Consider the following 18,562-nt stretch of genomic DNA (forward strand, 5'->3'; position numbering starts at 1 on the left):
ATCGCCTTGCCAGCAGGGTTTATTGATCTGGATCTATGAAACGCTCTGTACGGCATTCTCTGCTGCCTGAGCCCTGTTCAGGACAGGGCTCAGGAAGGGATGTGGCTGATACCGTCAGGCATCCACCTGCCTGATCAGAGTGTTCAGGTACGCCAGGCCTTTTTCGGTGATCGCATTGCGCAAGGTGCGCTCGGCGGCAGTCACTGCGTTATGGCTGGCAGCCCGGCAGAACCGGTAGACCAGATCCACGATCTGTTGCTTGTCCGGCGCCAGTTGGTTGTTCACATCACAATGAGCAATCAGCAGATTACGCAGGGTCAGGGTGCGGATGGCCAGGGTGGTTGCCCACTCGGTCAGGTTCAAGCCGTAATCCTGTCCGGCGCTGGTGTTGGAGATGAACGGGAAGCCGGTGCGGGTCATCTCGGCAGCAATGAAACGCTTCAGGATCAGATCAAGGCTGTGCTGCAGCTTTTCGGTGTACAGGTTCCGATACTCGGCCCGTAGCGTCCACTGCGCCTGTGCAGGCGTTTCGCCGGGTACGATGAGCGAAGAGGTGAGTAGCTGTTGGCGCAAGGAGGAGGGCGCACCCGGTGCATTCAGGACGTTGATCAGCACGATCAGCAATGGATCGGCAAGGATCGGCTCGCTGCCATCCTCCGCAAGCTTGCTGGTGTTGTCGGCCAGCAGAGGGATTTCCTCGATCCAGCGGGCGTGAGGCAGTTCCGACAGTTGCGCAGAAATGTCGTACAGACGCAGCAATACCTGACCAACCGGCAGTTTCTTCGACAGGGTGATTTGCAGCAGAGACTCCACCACCGAACGCCACTGGGCCTGATCGATACCCGGGAATTCCTGATTGGCGGCGGCGTAGAGATGATGGTCGTCCTGGGGACCTTCTTCGATCTTGAACGGCGATTCGCCAAACAGCCCGATACGGGCAACTTCGGGGCAGCTCATGGTTGCGGACTTCACCAACGAGTTATTGATGCGGCGATACATGCGAGGGTAGTTGGCACAGGTATCGGTGAGAACTTCTTCACCCTGCTGGGCATGGATCTGGCAACGTCCGCCTTGCAGCGCGCCGCACTGGCCACCGGCCTTGTCCATCTGGTAGCCCGAATCGTCCTTGACGATCAGATTCAAGAGCTCGGGAAACTCCCGGCTGTACAGCTCGTGGCTGCGATTGCTGACTGCAATGCGCCAGTTACCCTTACAGCAGTTGTCTTCGCAGCGCTCGGCAATGCATGAAAACTCTTGTACGTATTTGAAAGCCCTGGCGGACTGAATGCCCATGAATTCTCTCCCGCAGTCTAAGGTTCGTTTGAACCTGAGTGGTCGATGTGCGGGAGTTGTTCCATGCAGAAGGGGAAATGGTGATGCGGGGGTAAAGGCTCCCGAGCCTTTTGGCGTCGGGAGCCTCCGGTTTTACTGGGCCATCCTGGCCATTACCGATGCATAACCGGTTGCTGAACCCAAGACGTCAGCCTTGCCCTGGGCGATCAGAATAGAATCGGAAACCTCCCGGAATGCCCCGGTGCCACCCGCGCGTTGCAGCACATGCGTGGCTTGCTGCTGCACATAGACCGGCGCATCGGCGACGGCGAACGACAGACCGCAAGCGGCAAAGGCCGGGAGGTCGATGGAATCATCACCGATACAGGCTGTTTGACGGGCGGTCACTCCGGCGGCGGCCATCAACTGCTCACAAGCGGCCTTTTTATCCTTGATGCCGAACTGGCACAGCTCTACGCCCAGGTCCACCACGCGCTTGCGCAATGTCGCCGAGTCACGTCCTGACAAGACCGCCACTCGCACGCCGTTTTCTTCCAGCATGCGCATGCCCATGCCATCGCGAACGTGGAAGCGTTTCAGGCATTCGCCGGTTGCGTCATAGAAAATGCCGCCATCGGTCAGCACGCCGTCGACATCGGTGATCACCAGTCGAATATCGGCCAGTGCGGGCAGGCTTGGCAGTGAGCGGCCCTCGATCAGGGCGCGGACTTTTTCCAGGCATTCTGGGGTATCGACGCCAGGCCCGGTGGGCTCGACCACCCATGCACGAATGCAGTAACCGGCAGTCAGCAGGCGCAGTTGCTCCAGTTTTTCGGCATGCTCGATCATTGGCTGAGACAAGCCGGAGTAGCTGGCCAGCACCTCGCGGCGATAGGCGTAGACCCCGACATGCTTGAGGTAAGTGGCCGTTTCAGCCTCGCGGGGGTAGGGAATCGGCGAGCGGCTGAAATACAGCGCATTGCCGTTGGCGGCCAGGACCACTTTGACGGTATTGGGGTTGCCTGCTTCGGCCGAGTCTATCGGATGGCAGAGCGTACCGACCTGCACGGACTGATCAGCGAGCATGCCGGTCACCAGCGTGGCGATATCCGCAGGCCTGACAAGTGGCTCATCGCCTTGCAGGTTGACATAGATATCGGCTTCGACCTGACTCATGACTTCGGCCAGGCGATCAGTGCCCGAAGGATGGTCGGGGGATGTCATCACACACGCCGCGCCAAAGCTGCGCGCCGCATCGGCCACACGCTGATCGTCGGTGGCAATCACTACCGTATCGGCAATGGCGGCTTCCAGAGCGCGCTCATACACATGCTGCACCATGGGTTTGCCTGCGATGTCGGCAAGCGGTTTACCGGGAAGGCGGGTGGAGGCGTATCTTGCCGGGATGACAATGGCGACACGTTGCGGATGGCTGGCCATGAAGGGTCCTTAAACGATTTCAGCGGTGCAGAGCGAAAAGCGGATCATACCAGCGACAGACCCTGCGCGAGTCAAAGTTCCAGCTTGTAGCCCACGCCATAGAGCGACTGGATGGGATCTTCCTGCGGGCAGGCCTGCGCAAGTTTGCGCCGCAGGTTGCGGATATGGCTGTCTACGGTGCGGTCGGTGACCACGCGATGATCCGAATAAAGCTTGTCCAGGAGTTGGTCACGGGAGAACACGCGGCCTGGCGAGCGGGCGAGGGTATTGAGCAGGCGCAGCTCAACCGGAGTCAGGTCCAGCGCCACGCCATCGAACGAGGCGCGATACAGTTCCTCATCGATCAGCAACCTTGGCTGAGCCTCCAGCAACGCAAGCTGTGGGCTACGGCGCAGGATGGCCTTGACCCTGGCCACCATTTCACGCGGGCTGAACGGTTTGCAGATGTAATCGTCGGCCCCCAGGTCCAGACCGAGCAGGCGATCCACTTCCTCGACCCTGGCCGTGATCATGACAATCGGCACTGTGCTGAAGCTGCGCAGTTCCTGGCACACTTGCAAGCCATCGCGACCCGGTAGCATCAGGTCCAGCAGAATCAGCCTCGGTTCACAGGTGCGTACCGCTGGCACCACTTCAAGACCATTGGCCAGGCATTGGGTCGGATAACCTGCTGCGTTCAGGTAATCGCGCATCAGTGCAGACAGTTTGGGTTCATCTTCGACGATGAGGATTGGCGCGTCATTGGCCATGGGTCAGATACTCCGTGGCAGGCGAAGGGTCAGCCAGAGACCGCCCAGGGGTGAGTGATCTGCCGTCAGGCTGCCGCCGTGTGCCAGCGCGATACTGTGACAGATGGCCAGCCCGAGACCTGCGCCGCCACTGGCCCGGTTGCGTGAAGCCTCGCCACGGTAGAAGCGCTCGAACAGACGCGGCAGTTGTTCGGCCTCGATACCGGGGCCTGAGTCGAGAAAGTCGATCCGCAGTTCATCTCCCTCAATGGCCGCCTGAATTCGCAGGACGCCGCCTTCGTCGGTATAGCGCACAGCGTTTTCCAGCAGGTTGTTGAACAGTTGTTGCAAGCGTTTGGCGTCGGCCTGCAAGGGTAGTGGCTGTGCGGGAAGCTCCAGTTCCAGGCTCAGCTTCCGGGCTGCGCAACGCTCATGGAACATGGCGGCGCTGCTTTCCAGCAGTTCATTGAGTTCGCAATCGGTCTTGCGATAGGTCAGGGCACCTACATCGGCCAGTGACAGTTCGTAAAGATCATCCACCAGTTTGCTGAGCATGCCGACCTCGCCCTGCAATGACTTCATGGATGCCTGATCGAGGGTGCGTACACCGTCTTCGATAGCTTCCAGCTCTCCGCGCAGTACCGACAGCGGCGTGCGCAGCTCGTGGGAAACGTCGGCCATGAAATCCCGGCGCATGCGTTCGTTGCGCTCCAGGGTGTAGGCCAACTGGTTGAAGTCGCGGGCCAGTTGCCCGACTTCGTCGTTGGAGGACACAACCACCCGGCTGCTGTACTCGCCAGCGGCCAGTCGATGCGTAGCCGCCGCCACGCGCTTGACCGGGTCAAGCAGGGTTCGGGCGATCCACCAGGCAATCAGCATGGCTAGCACCAGTGACAGCACGCCCATGCCCAGGCTGGCGCGCAGCTGGTATTGCTGAAAGCGTTCGCCACCGGCTTCACTGACGCTCTGGAAAGGTGTGATGGCCAGCCAGCCGACGGTTTTGCCATCCACTTCGATGGGGCGCATATAGTCATCGTCATTCAAGCCCGAATATCCCATCACCTGGCGCTTGTGCTCATCCAGCAACGCCAGACGAAGCACTGCGCCTGTCAGGTCTGAAGTCTGCATGGTCCTGGGGGCGGTGGTCATGCGTTCTTCTTCATCATGGTCGGGACGCATGATTTCAAACCAGCGATCCCTGTTGTGGCGCAGAAACTCCCAGTTACCTTCGTGGGCATAAGCGGCAGCAAGCTTTGGCAGGATCGGCGTCATCCGCTGCATGCCCTGTTCATTGAGATAGCCCAGAAAGCCACGACCAAAGCTCCAGTTCGCAGTCAGACCCATGCTCAGGATGACAAACAGCACGCCGGTCAGGACCGCAATGAAGAGTTTGGTGGAGATACTCAATTTCATGGGGTTTGCACATTTATGTCGATGAAGAGGCCGCTCATTTAGGCCCGCTGGCGGCGAAGATTCAAGCGGCGAGGGCAATCTTCAATTTTCCTGCACATTTGCCTCACAACATGGCGACAGGCCCAAGCCACAACGTCTTGTAGAGGCATTTATGTCGATCAAAATCTTCGCCAAATATCTGGTGACTGCCACATTCGTTCTTTATGTCGCTCTTTTAAGCCTGTTGAGCGGTTGTTCGCCGCAGGCGCCTGCGCCTGTCGCGGTATTGCCCAAGGTTTCAGTGATCAGCGTTCAACCACAGAGTCAGGTGCTGACCAGCGAACTGGCCGGGCGTACGCAGGCCTTCATGGTGGCAGAGATCAGGCCGCAGGTTGGCGGTATCGTGCAGCAACGACTGTTTACCGAAGGCGCTGAAGTCAAGGCCGGGGAGGCTCTGTACCAGCTTGATGGCGCTACCTACAGAGCGGCGCTGGCTGAAGCCCAGGCAACATTGGCCAAAGCCCGTGCGACCCTTAAGTCGGCGCAGGCCACGGCCAAGCGTAATGTCCAGTTGGCAAGGATCGATGCCATCAGCCAGCAGGATAACGAAGATGCTCAGGCCAGCCTGCTCAGCGCTGAGGCCGAGTTGCAGGTTGCGCAGGCCGGTGTAGAAACCGCGCGTATCAATCTTGCCTACACCCGTATCACTTCGCCGATCAGCGGGCGCATCGAAACATCCACCGTGACACCCGGCGCTTTGGTCGTGGCCAATCAGGACGCGGCGTTGACGACTGTGCAGCAACTGGACCCGATCTATGTCGATGTCACGCAATCCACTACGGAGTTGCTGCGTCTCAAGCGCGATCTGGCCAGCGGCGTGCTGCAAGCCAACAGCGATGGCGCAGTGAACATCAGCCTCAAGCTTGAAGATGGCAGCATTTATCCCGGGGAAGGTCGTTTGCAGTTCAGTGGCGTCAGCGTCAATGAAGGAACCGGCACTGTGACCCTGCGTGCCCGGTTCGCCAATCCAGATCGACTGTTGTTGCCTGGCATGTATGTGCGGGCCGTGCTTGAACAGGCTCGGGACAACAAGGCGATTCTGGTTCCGCAGCAGGCCGTGAGTCGTAGCGCCAGTGGCGTGACTACCGTGCTGGTAGTGGTCAATGGCAAGGTCGAGCAGCGAGTGCTGACGATTGACCGGGCGGTGGGCAATCAATGGTGGGTGACCTCCGGCCTGACGGCGGGCGATCAGGTGATTGTCGAAGGCGGGCAGAAGGTGCGAGTTGGTGCCGAAGTGGTGGCTACCAGCAAGCAAGTGTCGCCCGCCACTGTTGCGAAGGAGGGCTGAACATGGCGCGCTTCTTTATCGACAGGCCGATCTTTGCCTGGGTCATCGCCATCTGCATCATGCTCGGCGGCGCTTTATCCATCAGCCAGTTGCCGCTGGAGCAATACCCGGACATCGCCCCGCCGACCGTGCGAATCTCGGCCACTTACACCGGCGCATCGGCCAAGACGGTTGAAGACTCGGTGACCCAGGTCATCGAGCAGCAGATGAAAGGGCTGGATAACCTGACCTACATGTCGGCCTCCAGCAGCTCAGCGGGCAGCGCCAGTATCAACCTGACTTTCGCCGCTGGTACTGACCCGGATGTGGCGCAGATGCAAGTGCAGAACAAACTGCAACAGGCCGAATCGCGATTGCCTCAGTCGGTGCAGAGCGAAGGCCTGACGGTGACCAAGGGCGGCTCGGACTTTCTGATGATTGCAGCCCTGGCCTCCGATAACGAAAGCGTTACCGGCACCCAGATCGGCGATTACATCTCCAGCACCTTGCTCGACCAGATCAGCCGTGTCGATGGTGTGGGCGATGTTCAGACCATGGGGTCGGGTTATGCCATGCGGATCTGGCTGGATCCGGGCAAGCTGGAAAAATATGCCTTGATGCCCTCCGATATCAGCAGCGCTCTGGAGGCACAGAATACTGAGGTTTCCGCCGGGCAGTTGGGTGCCTTGCCCGCCGTTGCTGGTCAGCAACTGAACGCCACCATCAGCGCCCGCAGCAAGTTGCAGACGGCTGAAGAGTTTCGCAATGTGGTGGTCAAGTCTGCCAGCGACGGGGCTGTGGTGTTGCTGGGCGATGTGGCGCGGGTCGAGCTGGGCAGCGAAAGTTATGACGTGACCTCAGCGCTCAACGGCAAGCCGGCTGCGGCCATGGGCGTGCAACTGGCGGCCGGTGCCAATGCCTTGAGCGTCGGGGAAGCCGTGAAGGCCAAGCTCAAGGAGCTGGAGCCGTTCTACCCCACGCAAATGCAGTTGAAAAACGTGATTGTCTACGACACCACGCCTTTCGTGAGTCTGTCCATCGAGGAGGTCGTCAAATCCCTGGGCGAGGCCATCGTTCTGGTGGTGCTCATCATGTTCCTGTTTCTGCAGAACCTGCGAGCCACGCTGATTCCGGCGATCACGGTGCCGGTGGTACTGCTGGGGACTTTTGGCGTACTGGCGTTGTTCGGTTACTCGATCAACACCCTGACCATGTTTGCCATGGTGCTGGCCATCGGTTTGCTGGTGGACGACGCCATTGTGGTGGTGGAGAACGTCGAGCGGGTCATGGGCGAGCAGAAGCTGTCTGCCCTTGATGCTACCCGGCAGTCCATGAATGAAATCACCAGTGCTTTGATCGGCATCGCTCTGGTGTTGAGCGCTGTTTTCATACCCATGGCGTTTTTTGGCGGCTCCACGGGGATCATCTACCGGCAGTTTTCGGTGACCATCGTTTCTGCCATGTTGCTCTCCGTGCTGGTGGCCATGACCCTGACGCCAGCCTTGTGCGCCACTATGCTCAAGCCGTCCGATGCCCAGGGGCATACCCCGCGTGGCGGTTTCTTCGGCTGGTTCAACCGGACCTTCGAGCGCGGTGCCGACGATTACCAGCATCTTGTGGGCGGCATGCTGAAGCGTGGGCGTCGCAGTCTGTTGGCGTATGCGCTGATATTGCTGGCCATGGCCGCCGCTTATGCCAGCCTGCCGACCTCGTTTCTGCCGGATGAAGACCAAGGCATGCTCATGGCTCAGGTCCAGTTGCCGGTGGGCGCTACCGACAGCCGTACCCAGGCGGTGATGAGGCAATACGAGAGTTACATGCTCGAACAGCCGGAAGTCGAGTCCCTGATCACCATCACGGGGATGGGCATGGGCGGTAACAGCCAGAACACCGGCAGGTCCTTTATCAAACTCAGGGACTGGAGCCAGCGTCTGGACAAAGGCCAGGATGCGGCCTCCATAGCCCAGCGGGCGACCCTTGCGTTGTCGAGCATTGGCGATGGGTCTGTATTCGTCATGCAGCCCCCGGCGGTTCAGGGTCTGGGGCAAAGTTCGGGGTTCGATTTACAACTCAAGGACCTTGGCGGGCTGGGGCATGAGGCGCTGGTCGCGGCTCGTGAGCAGTTCATCGAACTGGCCAGGAAGGATCCTCGGTTATTGGGCGTACGCAGTAACGGCCTGGATGACACGCCTCAGTTGAAAGTCAGCATCGATGATCGCAAGGCCGGCGCCTTGGGCCTGAGCACCAGCGATATCAACGACACCTTGTCCACTGCGCTGGGCGGCACTTACGTCAATGACTTCCTCAATCAGGGGCGGGTCAAGAAAGTCTACGTTCAGGGCGAAGCCTCATCCCGTATGCAGGCGGCGGATCTGGATCATTGGTACGTGCGCAACAGCAACGATGAAATGGTGCCGTTTTCTTCTTTCGCCAGTAGCGCCTGGAGCTACGGTTCGCCCTTGCTGGAACGCTACAACGGCAATTCGTCGCTGGAGGTGGTCGGTGACCCTGCGCCAGGCGTGAGTTCCGGCGATGCCATGGCGGCTGTTGAGGCGATCATCAAGCAATTGCCTGAAGGCATCGGCTATGAGTGGACCGGCCAGTCTTATCAGTTGCGACTGTCCGGCTCCCAGGCTCCGTTGCTCTACGGGATTTCGGTGCTGTTCGTGTTCCTTTGTCTGGCGGCGCTTTATGAAAGCTGGTCTGTACCTTTCTCGGTAATGCTGGTCGTGCCGCTGGGCGTGGTCGGTGCAGTGCTGGCGACCCGCTTCAGTGGTTTGAGCAATGACGTGTACTTTCAGGTGGGATTGCTGACGACGGTTGGGCTGGCGGCCAAGAACGCCATTCTGATCGTCGAATTCGCCAAGCACCTTCAGGAACATGGCAAGAACCTGCAGGACGCGATTCTGATTGCGGCGCGTCAACGTCTCAGGCCGATTCTGATGACTTCCCTGGCGTTCATGTTTGGCGTATTGCCACTGGCCTTGAGTTCCGGTGCAGGTTCTGCGGGGCGTCAGGCCATCGGGACTGGCGTATTGGGCGGCATGTTCAGCGCCACCGTATTGGGAATCTTCTTCGTGCCGCTGTTCTTCGTTCTGGTTCGTCGTCGTTTTGCCAGCCGTTCTTGGGCTTCGACTTCCACTCAAACAGTCTCCGCAGGTGACGCATGATCAAGTTGCATTGGCTTTTGCCAGCCGCTCTGGCGCTGCTCGGCGGTTGTATCAATCTGGCACCCGAGTATCAGCGCCCCGAGGCCCCGGTCGCCGAGCAATGGTTGCCGGTGAAAGCTGCCGATTCAGGCACGACGGCCGCTTCTGTCGAGTGGCAGACATTCTTCACCGATAGCCGTCTGGTGAAGTTGCAGGCATTGGCCCTGGCCAATAACCGCGATCTGCGTCTGGCCAGCCTGAACATCGAAAAGGCTCAGGCTCAGTACCGTATCCAGCGGGCGGCGAGCCTGCCGACCCTCAGTGCTGGCGTCAGCGGTACCCAAAGCCGTACGCCGGGAGCCATGTCCAGCAGCGGCACAGCCACGACCAGTCATGAATACAGCGCACAGGTGGGCATGACCAGTTATGAGCTGGATGTTTTCGGACGGATACAGAATCTTCAGGACGAAGCGCTGGAGGATTATCTGGCGCTGACCGAAACCCGGCGCAGTACCCAGATCAGCCTGGTGGCCGAAGTGGCGACAGCCTGGCTGACTCTGGCGGCGGATAACCAGCTCTTGCAACTGGCTCGGGAAACGCTTGCCAGCCAGCAGCAGACTTATGAGCTGACTCAGCGCAGTCATGCGTTGGGCGGGTCTTCCGGTCTGTCTCTGGCGCAGGCCCAGACCACCGTGGAGTCGGCGCGGGGTGATGTGGCGGTCTATGCCAGCCAGATTCTTCAAGATCAGAACGCGCTGCGCTTGCTGGTGGGGAGTGATATTCCTGATGACATGTTGCCGGGTACTGATCTGCAATCGGCTGCGCAACTGGTTCAGGTACCGGATGAGTTGCCATCCAGTCTGTTGCAGCGTCGGCCTGATGTGCTGGCTGCCGAACACAGCCTCAAGTCGGCCAGTATCGATATCGGTGCTGCACGTGCGGCATTCTTCCCGACAATCAGCCTGACGGCCAATGCCGGTTCTGCCAGTTCAAGCCTCTCCAGCCTGTTCAAGGCCGGTAGCGGTGCCTGGACTTTTGCCCCGAGCATCAGCGTGCCGATCTTCGATGCCGGCGCCAACCGCGCAACGCTGGATGCCGCCAGGGTCGAGCGTGAAATTCAGGTCCAGACCTATCAGCAGACCATTCAGAGTGCCTTCAAGGAAGTGGCCGATGCTTTGGCGGTTCGCAGCACGCTGGATGAGCGGCTTGCGGCGCAGCAGGCCTTGACCGATGCCAGTCGCAAAAGCTTCGAGCTGGCCGATGCACTTTATCGCGGCGGCTCGCAAAGCTACCTCGAAGCACTGACCGCACAGCGGTCGCTGTATAGCGCCCAACAGGATTTGATCAGTTTGCGACTGGCCGAGCAAAGCAACAGAGTCACCTTGTATAAGGTGATGGGCGGAGGGTGGAACTGAATCTTGCGAATGCATCCGTACCTGGGAGTAATGCAGATCAGTTAAGGCACAAACAACACTTGTGGGAGGCAGCTTGCTGGCGAAAAAGGCCTGAAACTGGCAGATATTCTGCGTCGTACGCTGAAGTCGCCAGCAAGCTGCCTCCCACAAAGTGATTCATTGACCTTAACTGATCGGCATTAATCTGTAGGAACGAACTCATTCACTAAGTGCAGAGATATGTCGCCCTAGAACCTGGCACTCAAGGTCGCGACCACCGATGCCGGTGCTCCAGCATAGTTACCATCGGTACTGGCAACGGTTTCGATGTACTTGCGGTCGGTCAGGTTGCGGCCATTGAGCGATACCCGGATGTTTTCATCGATGTCGTAAAACAGGCTGGCGTCGATCCGGGCATAGCCGCCCACGTCATAGGTGTTGTCGATATTGCCCTCGCGCTCGCCGACGGCAACCACTCCGGCACCGAAGCCCAATCCTCTCAGCGCACCTTCCTGCAACTGGTAACTGGACCACAGCGAACCACTCAGGGTCGGCACGCCTTCAAGCTTGTTGCCGACCTGGATGGTGGTGTCCTTGGTCACTTCAGCGTTCAGCGCGCTGATATTGCCGATGATCTCCCAGCCTTCCAGCGGTGTACCGCTGACGTCCAGTTCGACACCGCGCACACGTTGCTCGCCGGTCTGTACCGAATAGTTATCGTCTTCGGGATCTGTCGCGGCAACGTTCTGGCGGGTGATCTCGAAGGCGGACAAGGTGGCGCTCAGGCGATCCGGGATCAGATCGAATTTTGCTCCGACTTCATACTGAACGCCTTCCTCCGGGTCCAGAGGCTTGCTGTTGCGCTGGATGTCGCTCTGCGGTGTGAATGAGGTGCTGTAGCTGGCGTAGAGCGCAAGCCAGTTGGTTGGTTGGTAAACCAGGCCGATACGTGGCGAGACTTTGTTGGGATCAATGTCGGTAGGAGGAGTGTTATCGGCACTGATAGTGCTGTTCTTCTGCTGCGTCTCATCGTAGCGGGCGCCGAGGATCAGCTTCCACTGTTCACTCAGGTCGATCTGGTCCTGCAGGTAAAAGCTGTAGGCGCTCAGGTCGAAACTGGCCTTTTCACTGAATGCAAAAGGACCGGGTGTAGCGCCGTAGACCGGATTGAAAATATCGATGGAGGTCAGCGTGGCGCGATCACTGCGGCTGCGGCGCTTGCCGTCGATGTATTCAAAACCGGCAAGCACTGTATGGTTCAGGCCGCCTGTGGCGAACCGGGCAATGGCTTCGAATTGCATGTCCAGGGTCTTGATGCGTTCTTCTCCGTCAGTGGCGCGACGGGCAAGGGTGCGGCCATCCGAACCGAGGGTTCGCAGGTCGACGACGTAACGGTCCTTGTGCGACTGATCCCAGCGGGTCATCTGGCGCAGGGTCAGCCAGTCATTGACGTCATGCTCGGCGCGATACCAGAGCGCAAACTTGTTGGCCTTGTCACGTGCCCAGGGTTCGCCCAGATAGCGGTCGGCACTCATGTTGATCTTGCCGTTGACCGGGATCAGGCCGCGGTCGAACGGGCTGGTCTGGTCGATATATTCCATGCCGCCATCGACCCGCGTGGTTTCGGTGGGCTCCCAGCGCAGGGTCGGAGCAAGGTAGGTGCGTTTGCTGTCACGGAACGTGTCACGAAAGCCTCGCTCGGTCTGCGTGGCGACTGTCATGCGCCCGGCAAGGGTCCTGGCTTCGTCCAGCGGGCCACTGGCATTGGCTTCAAGGCGGTAGAAATCGTAGGAACCTGCCTGGAGTTTGACCTGCGCTTCGGGCGTGAACTCAGGCTTGCGGGTGACCAGATTGATCAGGCCACCGGGATTGCCTCGGCCATAGAGCACTGACGCCGGTCCCTTGAGTACTTCGGCGCGCTCGACATTGGCCAGGTCCCGCAAGGCTTCGGGTCGCGATGCCAGCGGGTTGATCAACATCCCGTCCACCGCATAGCTGGTAGCTTTGAAGCCGCGGATCACAAAGCTTTCGGACGAGCCGCCATGTGAGTTGCCGCGTTGCACACTGCTGACATTGGTCAGGGCATCGGCGAGTTTATTGGCTTGTTGATCCTCCATCACCTTGCGCGACACGACCTGGATCGACTGCGCAATATCGCGCAGGGCGGTGTCGGTCTTGCTGCCGGTCGCACTGCGGGTGGCCCGATAGCCCTGCACCGGGCCGTCGGCCTGTTCTGTGAATGTGCTGGAAGTAATGAGAGAGGGCGCCAGATCAAGCGAGCCGCTGGCAGGCTGGGGGAACAGCAACAGTATGCGATCGTCGGTCAGTGACCAGCTCAAGCCCGATTCCTTGAGCAACCGGGCCAAGGCTTCGCGCTCACTGAGTTGCCCGCTGATCGCCGGGGCCATCTTGCCTTGGGCCAGGGCAGCATCGAAACTCAGTTGCAGGTTGTTCTGTCGGGCAAACTGGGCCAGTGCCGAAGCCAGTGGTTGCGCGGCGATGCTGTAGCTTGCCGTGCGCAGGCTCTGCGACGTTTCGTTGGCCAGAACGTTGTCCATCGGCAGCATGATGGCCAGAGCCAGAGTCGGCAATGCAGGGAAGCGCGGCATCGATAAGATCCTTTATACGTCTTGATTGCATTTGAGATAAATTCTCAAAATGATCATGAAAGACGTAGGACGCCGGGATTTTTTCCATCTTCCGGATAAAAAATCAGAAATTTCCCATCACATGCACCCACGGCGATACTTGCCGGGTTTCAACTGCCAGTGATTGCGCCAAGGCTTTGAGGGCTCGATCCGGGTTGTTCAGATCGAATACGCCAGTGATGCGCCGCTGTTTCAGTGCAGGGTCTGCAATCACTATCCAGCCGCTGGTGTAGCGTTGCAGCCGGTCGGTGATTTCGGCCACGGTCTGGTTTTCGACGAAGAGCGAACCACTGCGCCATGACGCAACTTCTGCAGGATTGAAGCGCGAACGCTCGACCTTGCCGGACGGCCAGCTGAATCTCAGGCGCTGGCCTGGCATCAGGCGCTCGCTGAGTGGCGGCTGGGTGTTTTCTGCCTGTACCTGGCCATGTTCCAGAGCGACTTCGGCGTGGTGCTCCTGAAGGTCCAGATCGAAGGCCGTGCCCAATACCCGCACCGAGAGCTGCCCGGCCTGAGCAATGAACGGATGTTGCGGATCGGGGGCGACCTGGAAGTAGGCCTGGCCTTGCAGCAACTCCACCTTCCGGGCATCGCCGCCGACCAGACTCAATGCACTTTGCGGGCTGAGGGTGACAGTGGAGCCGTCCGCCAACTGGACAGTACGGGTTTCTCCAACGCCAGTGTGGTAATCGGCGCGCAAGGTGAGGTTGGCTTGTGGTGCAACCAGCACCGCGACTGCCGCGATCCCGGCAGCCAGCGCCAGACGTGTCCAGAGGCGATGGCTGCCGGGCTTCGGTTTGGAGCGGGGCGCTGGATGATTGGGCACAACGGGCAAATCACCCAGCGCCCCCCAGAGTTTTTCCATCTTGAGCCAGGCTGCTCGGTGTTCAGGGCTGGCCTGCAACCACTGCTCGAACGCTTCACGCGCCTCCGGTTCTTCCTGCAGGCGTATCTGCCAGTCACCAGCCTGTTCCAGTGCATCGTCCTTGCGGCTCACAGGGATGCACCCTCGCCATCATCCGGGTTGTCCACTTCACGGGCCAGACGAACCAGCGCATCGCGCAGCAGGCGATGGGCCGTGGTCAGAGAAACGTTCAGATGCTCGGCGATTTCTGCCAGGGTGCAGCCGCCGAAGCGATGCATTTCAAGCGCACGACGGCTGTTTTCGGGCATTGCTTCAAGGGCGCGGGAAAGACGTTCCAGCGTCATGTTGTGCTGGCATAACTCGGCTGGATCACTGATATGCGCTGGTAACAGCCAGGCGGGAGGGGAGACTTGATGCGCCTGCTCCCGGCTGCGACTGCGTATGAGGTCCAGCGCCAGATTGCGCACGATCCGATACAGATACGCTGCCGGTTGCTCGATAGCCGTCTTGGCGCTGGCTTGCTGTGGAATGAAGCGAATCCAGGCTTCCTGGACAATGTCTTCAGCCTGCATGCGATCACCGGTGATCTTTGCCGCGTAGCTGACGAGTTCCTGGCGAATCCCCAGAAACGTGTACAGATGCCCGGATGAATCGGTCATTGCAGTGATCCCGAACATGAAGAGCAGGGCGCATGGGCCTGCTAAAAAGTCGGAGTTTAATCGTGAACGATAAACATTTTCAATTGTGGTCGCCGGTTGTGGTCAGCCAGTCGAATCTACTGGGGCGTGCAAATCTCTTTCACGGGTTCAGAGATTTTGACTAGACTTATTGGGTCGCTGAATCGTTTAATCATGTTCAGTTGTCCCCATAATTCCAATAAGGACCACCCCATGAAATCGCTCGCCTGGCTCCTCGGTGCCACTGCCATCGCCTCTGCCTCCAATGCCTTTGCCTGGGACTATGTGCTGCTTGACACCGACAAGGCCGCCCAGAACCAGCAGATCACCAGCGCCCAGCTCGGAATCAAGACCGACAAACCTTTCTCCGTGACGATGCGCACCTTGCATGGCGGTCGCCAGGAAGGCGTGAGCATCATCGAGATCGACAACGGCACCATGAAGCTCTCGGTCGTGCCCACCCGTGGCATGAACGTATTACAAGCCTCGGTCGGTGATGTGCGCATGGGCTGGGACTCACCGGTGAAAGAGGTGGTCAACCCGGCCTTTATCGAACTGAACGGGCGCGGCGGATTGGGCTGGCTGGAAGGCTTCAACGAACTGGTGACCCGTTGTGGTTATGAATGGGTTGGCCATCCGGGCATCGACAATGGCGAACTGCTGACCCTGCACGGCCGTGCGGCGAATATCCCGGCGAACAAGGTAACCCTGCACATCGACGAAAAGCCGCCTTATGCCATCCGCCTCAAAGGCGAACTGAAGGAGCAGGGGTTCAAGAAAGTCGACTTCTCGGTCCAGACCGAACTGGTCACCGACCCGGGCAGCGCAAGCTTTACGCTTAACGACACCCTGACCAACAACGGCGACTATCCGAAGGAATACCAGGCGCTGTACCACAGCAACTTCAGCACGCCGTTCCTGGAAGAGGGCGCACGCTTCGAGGCTCCGGTGCAGCAAGTCTCGCCCTTCAACGAAAAAGCCAAGGGCGACTTGCCTGACTGGCAAACCTACCGTGGGCCTACACCGGACTACGACGAAACCGTCTATAACGTAGTGCCTTATGGCGACGCCAAGGGCGACACCCTCACGGTATTGCACAACAAAGCCGGTAGCCTCGGTGTAGCCGTGGGCTTCAACACCCGCCAACTGCCAGTGTTCTCCCTATGGAAAAACACCGACACCCGTGGCCAGGGCTACGTCACCGGCCTTGAGCCAGGCACCAGCTTCTCCTACAACCGCCGCTACCAGCGTCCTCTGAAACTCGTGCCGACCATCGCGCCTAAAGAACAGCGCCAGTTCCAGATCAGCTACAGCCTGCTGGCAGACAAAAACGCAGTTGGCACCGCTCTGGAACAGATCAAGAGCATCCAGAATGGCCGTGCAACCGAAGTACGCAAGGAACCGCTGGTGGACCTGAGCAAAGAGTAGGGCCGTCAATGGATGGGCATGTATGGAATTATTTCGTTCTCGTTCTTGACATGCCCAGCCAACCAGTCCAGAATTGCGTCCATTCCTGATTCAGGAACTAGAAAAAACCCTTAAGATTCAATGGGTTGAGGATAAAGCCAAGGCTTGATCCCAAAGAGTTCAAAACGGTTGATGTGGTTGTTGAAGCATCAGGCGTCTGAGGCCGAGTAGCAAAATGGTTATGCTGCGGATTGCAAATCCGTCTATGCCGGTTCGATTCCGACCTCGGCCTCCACTATTGAAAACCCCGTAGATTAACGTCTACGGGGTTTTTTATTGGGCATGAAAAAGCGAGGTGTTCCGAAAGTCTGATACTTTGGGGCAATTGGCAATGGCGCGCGATGCGCGAGTGTAGTTATGCGCATAATCGCTAAAATTTTAATCAAGTGGTTGGTGGAGCTGGATGAGTGAGTTTACAGGTCAGGAAGCATATGGTGAGTTGCTGGCTCTGCCGCCAAGAGTAAACACTCCTCATATCAACTTTCAGCTTAATAGGGCAAAAGAAATATTAGAGGTTTATGAGTCGGAGCGGCACGTTGTTACTCGTGAGCTTGAAGGGTTGCAGTGTGAAGAGAATGGTTTGGTCGCGTTGCTTGATTACGTGGCTTGCTCTGAGGCGCGGAGCCGAATTCTTGGCTTCTGTGCGCCTTATGGTGATGAGTACGCACTCAAGGGGCTGGGGCTGGATTTAAATAAAGCCACTTTGGCTCAGTACCGTAACTATAAAGATTTAGTGAGCAATAGAATTGACTATGAAAAACGACATTTGGAAGAGGTTGAGGAGGTTATAAGGCTGCTGCGCAAGGATATTGATCTGTTAAGTGTGATTGCAAAATCGTATTTTCGGGGAATGATCCCTTTGATGACGTGTCGTGATCGATATTGGGCGTCCGCCCATTTGAAATGGAAAGAATCACTTCTCCCCTTTGATAGCAATGTGAGCCCCAAAAAAACATGACAAGGGCTGTTTATTGAGTTGAATACATTGGAATATACGACATTGCGTTTGCAATATGTCGAGCGACAAACCACCTTGGCCAGCCCGGTTGAGGTGCTGTCTTGACCATCTGATAGTCGATTCGCAGGATGGGTTCGGATTTCACAGTATGTTAGTGCTTGAACGTCAGGTTGGCATGGTTTAACTCCCTCCAGCTGTCTAACTTTTTTTGGGCAGGTGACCCTCTGGATTTTGGAACCACCTTCGCAAAATACCCACTCACCCTTCAAGCCGGTCAGCACGCATCCCCGCAACTGGAATACTCATACGCATGGCAATGCCGAAGGTGCGACCAATTTATTTATGACAAAGGAGGGTTGTATGAATCTGATTGCACTATCTGCCTGGCTCATCGGTGCGTTGGGCCTGGGTATGTTGATCGGAGGCATTGTCCTGATGCGTAGCCCGGCAGTGTTCATTGTTGCGGGGATGGGTTTCTTGAGCTGGACGTATGTGGTTTCCAAGGCCACTGATCGCATTCAGCGCAGGCAGGCGGTAAGAGGCTGATAATCGGACGGGCCTTGCTTATAGACTCAATCCGCCTGCGCCTTGAATGCTCAAACTCTCTGCATCATGGTTAACGGCAAATCACTTGAATGAAAAGTCTGCCCGTTGTAATGGGGTAGACGCGCACCCCATATCCCTTCAGCCTGAATGTTTACCTTCCTTACGGGCAGTTTTCTGCGCCGTTGAATCATGTGCTGTTCCGGAAGATCCGTCGGGCCGATGCGCATCGTTGTCGCGCTCGACTTCGCCTGATTGATCTGGTGACGGCACCGCTTTTTTCTTTGTACTGGAGCTGTTCTTCATAACTGCCTCCCAGCCTTGGCTGTCCATCCGAATAAGATTTGGCTTGCTTAAGAGGTTGAGGGCGTGCGAACAGGTTGGTTCAACCGGATTTCTTGCCTGGGGCTCGGCGGCTACTGTTGGCAGATCTTGCGGCACATCCTGTGATCGGCGAATATTCGGCACCTCTGCGGGCGGGTGCCCTGGCTGCAGGGGAAGCACGGAATGTTATTGATGTTTCGACCAGGAGGTTGCAAATGAAGAAAGTGATGTTTGCTGTAGTTCTGCTGTGTGGTTTCTCCCTGAATGCCCAGGCCGCGTGCCCGGTATTCGGCCCGTCCAAAGACCCATGCAGCGGCCCGGTGTTTGGTCCGACCACCTGCGTATGTCCGTAAGATAGGTTGTCTTGCAGGTTCGGCT

The 18,562-nt window shown here is 58.1% G+C and carries 15 protein-coding genes and 1 tRNA gene; 8 read left to right on the forward strand and 8 right to left on the reverse strand.

The window, feature by feature from the left end:
* Positions 1 to 114: 114 nt before the first annotated feature.
* From fliB to baeS, 4 genes are all read right to left on the reverse strand, one after another.
* A complete protein-coding gene (gene fliB / locus ACODS3_RS19545; protein WP_201020269.1) occupies positions 115 to 1,293 on the reverse strand; it encodes a flagellin lysine-N-methylase in 1,179 nt (392 codons plus the stop codon).
* 132 nt (positions 1,294 to 1,425) lie between these two features.
* On the reverse strand, positions 1,426 to 2,712 hold the full coding sequence (gene kdsB, locus ACODS3_RS19550; RefSeq protein ID WP_489035817.1) for a 3-deoxy-manno-octulosonate cytidylyltransferase: 1,287 nt from the start codon (positions 2,710 to 2,712) through the stop codon (positions 1,426 to 1,428).
* 71 nt (positions 2,713 to 2,783) lie between these two features.
* Positions 2,784 to 3,461 (reverse strand): response regulator, encoded by a 678-nt coding sequence (locus ACODS3_RS19555; protein ID WP_201020267.1) that lies wholly within the window; start codon positions 3,459 to 3,461, stop codon positions 2,784 to 2,786.
* A gap of 3 nt (positions 3,462 to 3,464) precedes the next feature.
* The gene (baeS, locus tag ACODS3_RS19560) at positions 3,465 to 4,853 is read right to left on the reverse strand and encodes a sensor histidine kinase efflux regulator BaeS (protein WP_304575661.1); all 1,389 of its coding nucleotides are present in this window, start codon (positions 4,851 to 4,853) and stop codon (positions 3,465 to 3,467) included.
* A gap of 151 nt (positions 4,854 to 5,004) precedes the next feature.
* On the opposite strand from baeS, the gene ACODS3_RS19565 reads away from it, so the two are divergent.
* The 3 genes from ACODS3_RS19565 to ACODS3_RS19575 are packed head-to-tail and all read left to right on the forward strand — an operon-like array spanning position 5,005 to position 10,723.
* Entirely contained in the window at positions 5,005 to 6,180 is a 1,176-nt protein-coding gene (locus ACODS3_RS19565; RefSeq protein ID WP_489035819.1) for an efflux RND transporter periplasmic adaptor subunit, read from the forward strand.
* A gap of 2 nt (positions 6,181 to 6,182) precedes the next feature.
* Positions 6,183 to 9,329 (forward strand): efflux RND transporter permease subunit, encoded by a 3,147-nt coding sequence (locus ACODS3_RS19570; protein ID WP_489035821.1) that lies wholly within the window; start codon positions 6,183 to 6,185, stop codon positions 9,327 to 9,329.
* The gene (locus ACODS3_RS19575; protein WP_489035823.1) at positions 9,326 to 10,723 is read left to right on the forward strand and encodes an efflux transporter outer membrane subunit; all 1,398 of its coding nucleotides are present in this window, start codon (positions 9,326 to 9,328) and stop codon (positions 10,721 to 10,723) included. Before ACODS3_RS19570 ends, ACODS3_RS19575 begins: the two co-directional genes overlap by 4 nt.
* A 227-nt stretch (positions 10,724 to 10,950) precedes the next feature.
* Here the strand turns inward: ACODS3_RS19575 and ACODS3_RS19580 are convergent, their stop codons facing one another.
* The 3 genes from ACODS3_RS19580 to ACODS3_RS19590 form a co-directional block, all read right to left on the reverse strand.
* Complete coding sequence (locus ACODS3_RS19580) at positions 10,951 to 13,311, reverse strand: TonB-dependent siderophore receptor (protein ID WP_201020262.1); 2,361 nt, start codon at positions 13,309 to 13,311, stop codon at positions 10,951 to 10,953.
* A 103-nt stretch (positions 13,312 to 13,414) separates the two neighbouring features.
* The gene (locus tag ACODS3_RS19585; protein WP_489035826.1) at positions 13,415 to 14,347 is read right to left on the reverse strand and encodes a FecR family protein; all 933 of its coding nucleotides are present in this window, start codon (positions 14,345 to 14,347) and stop codon (positions 13,415 to 13,417) included.
* Positions 14,344 to 14,874 (reverse strand): RNA polymerase sigma factor, encoded by a 531-nt coding sequence (locus ACODS3_RS19590; RefSeq protein WP_201020260.1) that lies wholly within the window; start codon positions 14,872 to 14,874, stop codon positions 14,344 to 14,346. Before ACODS3_RS19590 ends, ACODS3_RS19585 begins: the two co-directional genes overlap by 4 nt.
* Positions 14,875 to 15,105: 231 nt before the next feature.
* On the opposite strand from ACODS3_RS19590, the gene ACODS3_RS19595 reads away from it, so the two are divergent.
* From ACODS3_RS19595 to ACODS3_RS19610, 4 genes are all read left to right on the forward strand, one after another.
* Positions 15,106 to 16,320, forward strand: coding sequence for an aldose 1-epimerase family protein (locus tag ACODS3_RS19595; RefSeq protein ID WP_489035828.1), 1,215 nt, complete (start codon positions 15,106 to 15,108; stop codon positions 16,318 to 16,320).
* Positions 16,321 to 16,520: 200 nt separating this feature from the next.
* Positions 16,521 to 16,594 (forward strand) — tRNA-Cys (locus tag ACODS3_RS19600).
* Between the two features lie 168 nt (positions 16,595 to 16,762).
* A complete protein-coding gene (locus tag ACODS3_RS19605) occupies positions 16,763 to 17,317 on the forward strand; it encodes a hypothetical protein (RefSeq protein ID WP_201020258.1) in 555 nt (184 codons plus the stop codon).
* 360 nt (positions 17,318 to 17,677) lie between these two features.
* Positions 17,678 to 17,863, forward strand: coding sequence for a hypothetical protein (locus ACODS3_RS19610; protein ID WP_201020257.1), 186 nt, complete (start codon positions 17,678 to 17,680; stop codon positions 17,861 to 17,863).
* 138 nt (positions 17,864 to 18,001) lie between these two features.
* Here the strand turns inward: ACODS3_RS19610 and ACODS3_RS19615 are convergent, their stop codons facing one another.
* Positions 18,002 to 18,166, reverse strand: a complete 165-nt coding sequence (locus ACODS3_RS19615; protein ID WP_489035831.1) for a hypothetical protein — start codon at positions 18,164 to 18,166, stop codon at positions 18,002 to 18,004.
* Between the two features lie 233 nt (positions 18,167 to 18,399).
* On the opposite strand from ACODS3_RS19615, the gene ACODS3_RS19620 reads away from it, so the two are divergent.
* A complete protein-coding gene (locus tag ACODS3_RS19620; RefSeq protein WP_201006755.1) occupies positions 18,400 to 18,537 on the forward strand; it encodes a PA0050 family protein in 138 nt (45 codons plus the stop codon).
* Positions 18,538 to 18,562: the final 25 nt, after the last annotated feature.

This window comes from Pseudomonas sp. FG43, from assembly GCF_057809175.1.

Excerpts from the sequence above, each read along its gene's own strand:
- fliB (WP_201020269.1), bottom strand. The coding sequence starts at position 1,293 with ATGGGCATTCAGTCCGCCAGGGCTTTCAAATACGTACAAGAGTTTTCA.
- kdsB (WP_489035817.1), bottom strand. The coding sequence starts at position 2,712 with ATGGCCAGCCATCCGCAACGTGTCGCCATTGTCATCCCGGCAAGATAC.
- ACODS3_RS19555 (WP_201020267.1), bottom strand. The coding sequence starts at position 3,461 with ATGGCCAATGACGCGCCAATCCTCATCGTCGAAGATGAACCCAAACTG.
- baeS (WP_304575661.1), bottom strand. The coding sequence starts at position 4,853 with ATGAAATTGAGTATCTCCACCAAACTCTTCATTGCGGTCCTGACCGGC.
- ACODS3_RS19565 (WP_489035819.1), top strand. The coding sequence starts at position 5,005 with ATGTCGATCAAAATCTTCGCCAAATATCTGGTGACTGCCACATTCGTT.
- ACODS3_RS19570 (WP_489035821.1), top strand. The coding sequence starts at position 6,183 with ATGGCGCGCTTCTTTATCGACAGGCCGATCTTTGCCTGGGTCATCGCC.
- ACODS3_RS19575 (WP_489035823.1), top strand. The coding sequence starts at position 9,326 with ATGATCAAGTTGCATTGGCTTTTGCCAGCCGCTCTGGCGCTGCTCGGC.
- ACODS3_RS19580 (WP_201020262.1), bottom strand. The coding sequence starts at position 13,311 with ATGCCGCGCTTCCCTGCATTGCCGACTCTGGCTCTGGCCATCATGCTG.
- ACODS3_RS19590 (WP_201020260.1), bottom strand. The coding sequence starts at position 14,874 with ATGACCGATTCATCCGGGCATCTGTACACGTTTCTGGGGATTCGCCAG.
- ACODS3_RS19595 (WP_489035828.1), top strand. The coding sequence starts at position 15,106 with ATGAAATCGCTCGCCTGGCTCCTCGGTGCCACTGCCATCGCCTCTGCC.
- ACODS3_RS19605 (WP_201020258.1), top strand. The coding sequence starts at position 16,763 with ATGAGTGAGTTTACAGGTCAGGAAGCATATGGTGAGTTGCTGGCTCTG.
- ACODS3_RS19610 (WP_201020257.1), top strand. The coding sequence starts at position 17,678 with ATGAATCTGATTGCACTATCTGCCTGGCTCATCGGTGCGTTGGGCCTG.
- ACODS3_RS19615 (WP_489035831.1), bottom strand. The coding sequence starts at position 18,166 with ATGAAGAACAGCTCCAGTACAAAGAAAAAAGCGGTGCCGTCACCAGAT.
- ACODS3_RS19620 (WP_201006755.1), top strand. The coding sequence starts at position 18,400 with ATGAAGAAAGTGATGTTTGCTGTAGTTCTGCTGTGTGGTTTCTCCCTG.